We start from the raw sequence: 5,608 nt of genomic DNA, 5'->3' as shown, positions 1-5,608 counted from the left end.
ACCCAGGCCCGCCCCGGCGACCTGCCCGGCGACCGCCACGACACCAAGGCCAAGGACAACCGACAGGGGCGGATCGCCCCGACCGCCCGGCAGCGCGACCGGGCCGCCGCGCTCGGCGCCCGGGCCCGCTGGAGCACCTTCGGCACCCCCGCCACCCTGACCGCCACCGACAAGCCGCTGGCCACGGGGCTGGCCGCCGACCCGGCCGCCGCGGCGCGGGCGTACGTGGCCGCCAACCGGGACCTGCTGGGGCTGACCGCCGACGGCGCGGAGGCCCTGGAGCAGCTGACCGTCGCCCCGATGGGTGACGGCGCCACCGTGCTGTTCCGCCAGCGCTTCGGCGACCTGCCTGCCGCGGTGGACGGCGTCCTCGCGGTCGGCGTCCGCGACGGCGCGGTGTGGCACGTCAGCTCGTCCCTCGCCCGGGACGGCGGCGCGCCGGCCCCGGCCACGATCAGCGCCGAGCAGGCGCAGCGGGCGGCGGCCACCGATGCCGGCCTCACCGACCCGAAGATCCTGCGTGCCTCGCTGGTCGCGGTGCCGACCGCCGACCGGGGCGCGCGGGCCGCGTACGAGGTGATCCTCGGCGCGGACCTCACTGGCGCGGACCCGGCGGCCTTCTCCACCTACGTGGACGCCCGGGACGGCAGCGTGCTGGTCCGGGAGGACCTGGTCGACCACGAGGCGGACAACCCGCAGTGGGAGGTCTTCCCGAACTCCCCGTCGACCGACCACTCGTCGGCCGACACCCGGGTCGGCTGGTGCTTCCAGCCGGCCGCCGGCTGCGACGAGGTGGTCGGCACGTCGGCCTCGCCGCTGCCCTGGGACGTCGACCCGGCCACCGGGGCGTCCACCCGGACCACCAAGGGCAACAACAGCATCGCGGTGCAGAACTGGAACAGCAACGACCCGTTCAGCGTGGGCACCGAGACGGCCACGCCCCGGCCGGACCGCACCTACGCCTACCCCTGGACCAACCAGTGGTACGAGCAGAAGTGCAGCCCGGACACCTTCACCTCGCCGCAGGCCAACGACATCGACGCCGCCCGAGCCAACCTGTTCGGGATGCACAACCGGATGCACGACTGGTCGTACCACCTGGGCTTCACCGAGGCGACCTGGAACCTGCAACAGGACAACTTCGGCCGTAGCGGCCTCGGCGCCGACGCCGAGCAGGGCAACGCCCAGGCCGGCGGGATCAGCGGCGGCCCGCCGAACTTCGCCGCCCGGGACAACGCCAACCAGATCACCCCGGCCGACGGGGTCGCGCCCAACACCAACATGTACCTGTGGCAGCCGATCGCCGGTTCGTTCTACGCGCCCTGCGTGGACGGCGACTTCGACATGTCGGTCATCGCCCACGAGTACGGGCACGCGATCAGCAACCGCATGATCGCCGGCCCGAACGCCGGGGTCAGCTCCCCGCAGGGGATGAGCGAGAGCTGGTCGGACCAGCTGGCGATGGAGTACCTGTACGAGCACGGGTACGCCGCGCCCGGCCGGCGCGGGTTCACCATCGGCGAATACACCACCGGCGACCCGGACGCGGGCATCCGGAACTACAACATGAGCGCGAGCCCGCTCAACTACAGCGCGATCGACTACGACTTCGTCGGCCTCCAGGTGCACGCCTCCGGCGAGGTGTGGAGCGCCACCAACGCGGACATCCGGGCCGCGATGATGGGACGGTACGGCGCGGGCGACGCCGCGTTGCAGAAGTCCTGCGCCAACGGCGCGACGCCGGTCACCGCCTGCCCGGGCAACCGGCGCTGGATTCAGCTCGTCTTCGACTCGTTCCTGCTGATGGCGGTCAGCCAGGTGAGCATGGTCGACGCCCGGGACGCGATGCTCGCCGCCGACCGGATCCGCTTCGGCGGGGCGAACCAGGACCTGCTCTGGAACGCCTTCGCGGCGCGCGGCCTCGGCGAGACCGCGGCCAGCGTCGGCAACGGCGACGTCAACCCGACGCCGAGCTTCACCTCCCCGTACGCGAACGAGGCCACCCTGACGTTCGCGCCCGAGGACGAGGACGCGGCGGTGCCCGGGGCGCAGCTGTACGTGGGCCGCTACCAGGCCCGCGCGGTGCCGGTCGCCGACACCGACCCGGCCACCCCGCTCACCGACCGAGTGCGGCTGGTCCCCGGCACGTACGAGTTCGTGGTCCGCGCGCCGGGGCACGGGCACGTCCGGGTCGGCCCGGTCACCGTGAAGGCCGGTCAGGTCCGCGACCTGCCGGTCAAGGTGCGGCGCAACCTGGCGTCCACCAGCTCGGGCGCGACGGTCAGCGGGGACGGGATCAACCTCGCGAAGATCGCCGACGACGACGAGGCCACCAACTGGGCCTCGCTGGGCAGCCCGGTCGCCGGCCGGCAGGTCACCGTCGACCTGGCCGGCGGCACCCGACAGGTACGCCGGGTGCAGGTCAGCGCGATGCTCCGGCCGCCGGTCGCCGGCGACCCGGACGCCGGTACGCAGAGCCGGTTCTCGGCGCTGCGGCAGTTCCGGGTGCTGGCGTGCACGGCGACGGGCACGGTCACCTGTGCCGACGCGGCCGACTTCCGTGCCGTCTGGACCAGCCCGGCGGACGCTTTCCCGTCGGTGGCGCCGCGGCCCCGGGCGCCGGAGCTGATCATCCGGTCCTTCGACATCCCGCGGACGGAGGCGACCCACCTGCGCGTCGAGGTGGTGACCAACCAGTGCACCGGCACACCGGACTACGCCGGTGAGCAGGACGCCGACCCGCGGGCGGCGACCGACTGCGCGACCGCCAGCGTCCAGGCGAACAACGTCCGGATCGCGGAGTTCCAGGCGTTCGCCCAGTGACCGGCTGAGCCGGACGTGCGGGTGGGCGGTGATCCGCCCACCCGCACGTCCGGTCCGCGGGGTCTACTCCGACAGGACGAGCCAGGCCCGGGCGTCGATGAGTTCACGGGCCGCGTCGAGGTGGCCAGCGTGGCAGGCGGTCTCGGTGATCACGTGCAGGATGACCTCCCGCAGGTCGTGCAGCCGCCAGGTTCCGAACAGGTCGGTGGGCCACCAGGCCGGCGGGGTGTCCAACGCGCTGGCGGTGATAATGGAGTTCGCCCGGCCGATCTCCTGCCGGTACCGGCCGAACACCTCGGCGCTCGACACGTCCGCCCCGATCCGCCAGGCGTCCTCGACGACGTCGTCCGGTCGGTCCAGCAGGTCCTGCTCGGCGGCGACGACCCGGCGAAACCAGAATCGCTCGTCGTCCACCGTGAGGTGTCGTACCAGGCCGAGGCAGCTCCATCCCGATGGCAGCACCGGCCGCCGCAGGGCGTCCTCGTCGAGGCCCTCCAGGATGCCCAGCACGTGGTCGCGCTGAGCATCGAGGTGAGACAGCAGCAGTGCGGCCTCCGGGTCCGGTGACGGCTGCGGCATCGGGTCGGGCATGGCTTCGTCTCCTTGGTTCGGCTGCACCACGGTGACGATCGGGCGAGCCGGTTCCGGACGGCTCGGCGGAAGAGATGTTCATCGTGGATTGCGGATCCGTTTCCGTGCGGGGGCTGTACGTCGGCGACGATCACGACCAGACTGGTGCGCGATCGCGAGAGTGGGTATGGATCGATCTCGTCGCATCAGGACGGGGAGGATCCTCTTGACCACGCTCGCGACTCAGCGCCGCGCCACCCGCGCCGCATCCTCGGCGCGTTCGCCCTGCTGACGGCCATGGTCGCCACCGCGCTCGGCGGCCCGTCGGTGGTGTCACCCAAGCTCGCCGAACCGGCCCAGGCGGGCGTCTACGGCTCCTGCACGATGACCCGCTGGGCGGACGCCCGCACCGCGCGGTCCGGCTGGGCGGCCAAGGGCTTTCCGACCACCCGGGGCTCGTACACCTGGAGCGGCCGCCACTACCAGGGTGCGGGCCAGTGCTCCGCCCTTCAGCGCGGGGGTGAAGGAGGGCCGCCTAGGCCCGAGCGTGCTCTAACCTGGCCGGTTTGCTGCTCGTCTACTGGCGCAGCACGGTGAGCGGTGCGCCGCCGGAGCCGGCGAAGTACGAGCCCGACCAGAGCCGGTTGGCGTGGTAGTAGTGGGCCACGAGGTCGGGGAACTGCTGGCGCAGCCGGCGGCTGGATACGCCCTTGAGGCTGTTGACCAGTTTCCACGGGGCGACCGTGGGTGGGAAGTTGACCAGGGAGTGGTTGTCCTCGCCGTTGAAGTCGACCGGCTCGGTGTCGAAGTCGGCGCACACCGCCGGCGTGCTGTCTTCCAGGCGGGCCAGGTGCCGGTCGGTGAACACCGTGTGCCGGTACTTCGTGACGAAGACCAAGTCGGCGTGGAGGGCGAAGACCCAGTGCCTGGCAGTGCGGAGGCTTCTGACATCTGTCATATGCCGATGCCAGGCTGTCTGGTGTGCAGCTTCGGTACAACTACCGCGTCTACCCGACCCCAGGCCAGCAGGCTTCGCTGGCGCGGGCGTTCGGGTGCGCGCGGGTGGTGTTCAACGATGGGCTGCGCGCACGTCAGCAGGCCCACGAGGCAGGCGAGGCGTACCTGTCGGACGGCGACCTGTCGAAGCGGGTCATCACCCAGGCGAAGCGGACGCCGGAGCGGGCGTGGCTGGGCGAGGTGTCGGCGGTGGTGCTCCAGCAGGCCCTCGCGGACCTGAACGCCGCGTACCGGAACTTCTTCGCCTCGCTGTCTGGCAAGCGCAAGGGCCGCAAGGTCGCTCCGCCTCGTTTCCGGTCCCGCAAGGACAACCGGCAGGCGATCCGGTTCACCGCGAACGCCCGGTTCAAGGTCCTGGACAACGGCCGGCTCCGGCTGCCGAAGATCGGCGACCTGGCGGTGCGGTGGTCCCGGCAACTGCCGGCCGCGCCCACCTCGGTCACGGTCATCCGCGACGCGGCCGGACGGTACTTCGCCTCATTCGTGGTGGCCAACACCGACGACCCGCTGCCGCCGGTCGACGCCGAGGTGGGTATCGACCTGGGCCTGACCCACTTCGCGGTCCTGTTCAACGGCAAGAAGATCACCGCGCCGAAGTTCCTGCGCCGGGCGGCCCGCACGCTGCGCCGACTGCAGCAGGACCTGTCCCGCAAGCAGCCGGGCAGCAACAACCGCAGCAAGGCCGTCGTCAAGGTCGCCCGGGCGCACGCCCGGGTGGCCGATACGCGGCGGGACTGGCAGCACAAGCTCTCGACCCGGATCATCCGCGACAACCAAGCGGTGTACGTCGAGGACCTGTGCGTGACCGGTCTCGGTCGCACCCGGTTGGCGAAGTCGGTGCACGACGCCGGCTGGGCATCGTTCACGGCGATGTTGGAGTACAAGGCCGCACGGTACGGGCGCAGCTTCCGCCGCATCGGCCGGTTCGTCCCCACATCGCAGACCTGCTCTACGTGCGGGCGGCTGGACGGACCCAAACCGCTGTCCGTCCGGTCGTGGACCTGCCCATGCGGGGCGGTCCACGACCGGGACGTCAACGCGGCGATCAATATCCTCGCCCAGGGACGCTGGGAGAGCCTAAACGCCTGTGGAGCGCAGGTAAGACCGGCACCCGTGCCGGCACCACGCCGAGAAGCAGGAATCCACCCGCACACCGCGTGTTCCACACGCAGCGTGGAGGGAATCTCCGCCCTTTAGG

Annotated in this window: 4 protein-coding genes; 2 read left to right on the top strand and 2 right to left on the bottom strand. The window is 71.7% G+C overall.

All coding sequences use genetic code 11. The features are described from left to right. Window positions 1-2,823, top strand: a 2,823-nt coding sequence (locus DKT69_RS22100; protein ID WP_201749792.1) for a M36 family metallopeptidase, incomplete at its 5' end; no start/stop codon positions are given. A 63-nt stretch (window positions 2,824-2,886) separates the two neighbouring features. Here DKT69_RS22100 and DKT69_RS22095 read toward each other — a convergent pair. Together DKT69_RS22095 and tnpA are read right to left on the bottom strand one after the other, a co-directional pair. Next, entirely contained in the window at window positions 2,887-3,414 is a 528-nt protein-coding gene (locus tag DKT69_RS22095) for a DinB family protein (RefSeq protein ID WP_109803427.1), read from the bottom strand. Between the two features lie 556 nt (window positions 3,415-3,970). Then, entirely contained in the window at window positions 3,971-4,351 is a 381-nt protein-coding gene (gene tnpA, locus DKT69_RS22085; protein ID WP_109803426.1) for an IS200/IS605 family transposase, read from the bottom strand. A 23-nt stretch (window positions 4,352-4,374) separates the two neighbouring features. Between tnpA and DKT69_RS22080 the strand changes: the two genes are divergently transcribed. Beyond that, a complete protein-coding gene (locus DKT69_RS22080; RefSeq protein WP_109803425.1) occupies window positions 4,375-5,607 on the top strand; it encodes an RNA-guided endonuclease InsQ/TnpB family protein in 1,233 nt (410 codons plus the stop codon). Window position 5,608: the final 1 nt, after the last annotated feature.

The sequence above is a fragment of the Micromonospora sicca genome, assembly GCF_003172935.1.
Taxonomy (GTDB): Bacteria; Actinomycetota; Actinomycetes; order Mycobacteriales; family Micromonosporaceae; genus Micromonospora; species Micromonospora sicca.
The sequence above is the reverse complement of the archived record's forward strand: the minus strand, read 5'-3'. Positions and strand labels throughout refer to the sequence as shown.

Coding starts and splice junctions, on each gene's coding strand:
- DKT69_RS22095 (WP_109803427.1), bottom strand. CDS start 3,414: ATGCCCGACCCGATGCCGCAGCCGTCACCGGACCCGGAGGCCGCACTG.
- tnpA (WP_109803426.1), bottom strand. CDS start 4,351: ATGACAGATGTCAGAAGCCTCCGCACTGCCAGGCACTGGGTCTTCGCC.